4 protein-coding genes are annotated in these 1,839 nt (G+C 45.9%); 3 read left to right on the top strand and 1 reads right to left on the bottom strand.

Features of this window, described 5'->3' with window-relative positions; all coding sequences use genetic code 11:
* The 3 genes from R8O70_RS24840 to apaH all read left to right on the top strand — a co-directional run.
* Positions 1-353 (top strand): rRNA adenine dimethyltransferase family protein (locus R8O70_RS24840; protein ID WP_318184417.1); only part of this gene is annotated, 353 nt, incomplete at its 5' end.
* A 65-nt stretch (positions 354-418) separates the two neighbouring features.
* Positions 419-799 carry a Co2+/Mg2+ efflux protein ApaG gene (gene apaG / locus R8O70_RS24835; RefSeq protein WP_005459620.1) on the top strand — a complete coding sequence of 127 codons (381 nt, stop codon included), beginning with the start codon at positions 419-421 and terminating at the stop codon, positions 797-799.
* Positions 800-815: 16 nt separating this feature from the next.
* Complete coding sequence (gene apaH / locus R8O70_RS24830) at positions 816-1,622, top strand: bis(5'-nucleosyl)-tetraphosphatase (symmetrical) ApaH (RefSeq protein ID WP_318184416.1); 807 nt, start codon at positions 816-818, stop codon at positions 1,620-1,622.
* Positions 1,623-1,702: 80 nt separating this feature from the next.
* Here the strand turns inward: apaH and R8O70_RS24825 are convergent.
* Positions 1,703-1,839: dihydrofolate reductase (locus R8O70_RS24825; protein ID WP_318184418.1), on the bottom strand; the 137-nt coding region annotated here is incomplete at its 5' end.

The following is a 1,839-nucleotide window of genomic DNA, read 5'->3' as shown; positions in this document are numbered from 1 at the left end:
GTAAAGCTTACGGTCGTCTAACGGTAATGGCGCAGTACTACTGTAAAGTTGTACCTGTACTAGAAGTACCACCAACCGCATTTGTTCCGCCACCGAAAGTAGACTCCGCTGTTGTTCGCCTAGTACCTTATGAAGAGCTACCATGCCCAGCGAAAGATCTACGTTTACTCGATCGCGTTTGTCGTGAAGGCTTTAACCAACGCCGTAAAACCGTGCGTAACTGCTACAAATCTCTGTTGAGCGCAGAAGTTCTGGAAGAGCTAGGTGTAAACCCAAGCATGCGTCCAGAAAACCTAACGCTACAACAATTCGTCGCGATGGCGAACTGGCTAGCGGACAACCCGCAGCACTAATAACTCAAACAATAAGCCAAACCCTTGCCGGTTTGGCTTATTATTAAGTTTATCAAGGAGTGCACATGGACGTCATTCAACCCTGCATCAAGATTCAAGTTCACACCAAATACATCGAAGAGCAATCCAATCCAGAGCTACAACGCTTTGTTTTCGCCTACGTCATTACCATTAAAAACCTCAGCCAGCAGACAGTGCAGCTCATAAGTCGCCGATGGTTGATTACCGATTCCAACGGTAAACAAATGACGGTAGAGGGAGAAGGTGTTGTTGGGCAGCAGCCGTTTATTCCAAGCAACGATGAATACACTTACAGCAGTGGTACCGCGTTAGAAACGCCTGTTGGTGTCATGCAAGGACACTACAAAATGCTGGATGAGAAAGGCCAGGAATTCATCACTGAAATTGAGCCATTTCGTTTAGCGATTCCGAACGTTTTAAATTAATAAGATTGGAGATTCAGTGGCTACCTATATTGTTGGTGACATCCAAGGCTGTTTTGACGAACTACAGCAGCTACTCAAGCGCGTCAACTTTTCCACTCAACATGACCAACTTTGGCTCGCAGGAGATTTGGTGGCTCGCGGCCCGAAATCACTCGAAACACTGCGCTTCGTAAAGTCACTCGGTGACAGCGCAAAAGTCGTACTCGGCAATCATGACTTACATTTACTGGCAGTATCTTACGGCCTGAAAAAGCGAAAAGACAAAGATAAAACGACCCCTATTTTCCTCGCTAAAGACCGCGAAGAACTGCTCTCTTGGCTAGCTAAACAACCTTTTCTGGCAGAGCACGACGAGTTTGTGATGTGTCATGCGGGTATCTCACCGCAATGGGATTTAGAAACAGCCAGACAATGCGCTCGCGAAGTAGAACGTATTATCCAAGGCGAAGAGTTGCCGTGGTTGCTAAAAAACATGTACAGCAACTTACCAGATCTTTGGGATGACTCACTGGAAGGTCTGGATCGCTATCGCTATATCATCAATGCCTTTACAAGAATGCGTTTCTGCTTTTCTGATGGTCGTTTAGATATGGACTGCAAACTGCCTCCGCAAGAAGTCACAGGTGACCAACTGGTACCTTGGTTTGAACTGCCGCACCGCATACCGTTAGAAAAAACAGTGTTATTCGGCCACTGGGCAGCATTGCAGGGCTATATCGATGAAAAAGTCATTGGACTCGATACAGGTTGTGTCTGGGGTGGTTCGCTGACGATGATCCGTTGGGAAGACAAACAACTCTTTACCCAAGACGCTCTCGATTAATCACTAGATCGTTACTCCAAAAACAAAAAGCACCGTGGTTACGGTGCTTTTTTCTATTCTGCTTCGAGAGACTTTTCTAACTATTGCTTTTCTAAAATCGTAAAACGCATGTTGTAAGCGTTTTTCTCATCCGCTTGGTAGGTTTCAGAATATGTCTCTTTGAACTCATTACCCCAGTCTGGGAACTGGGTGTCACCTTCAACTGCAGCATCAATAT

It is taken from the genome of Vibrio sp. 779(2023) (genome assembly GCF_033344285.1).
GTDB classification, from domain to species: domain Bacteria; phylum Pseudomonadota; class Gammaproteobacteria; order Enterobacterales; family Vibrionaceae; genus Vibrio; species Vibrio alginolyticus.
The sequence above is the reverse complement of the archived record's forward strand: the minus strand, read 5'-3'. Positions and strand labels throughout refer to the sequence as shown.

Coding starts and splice junctions, on each gene's coding strand:
- apaG (WP_005459620.1), top strand. CDS start 419: ATGGACGTCATTCAACCCTGCATCAAGATTCAAGTTCACACCAAATAC.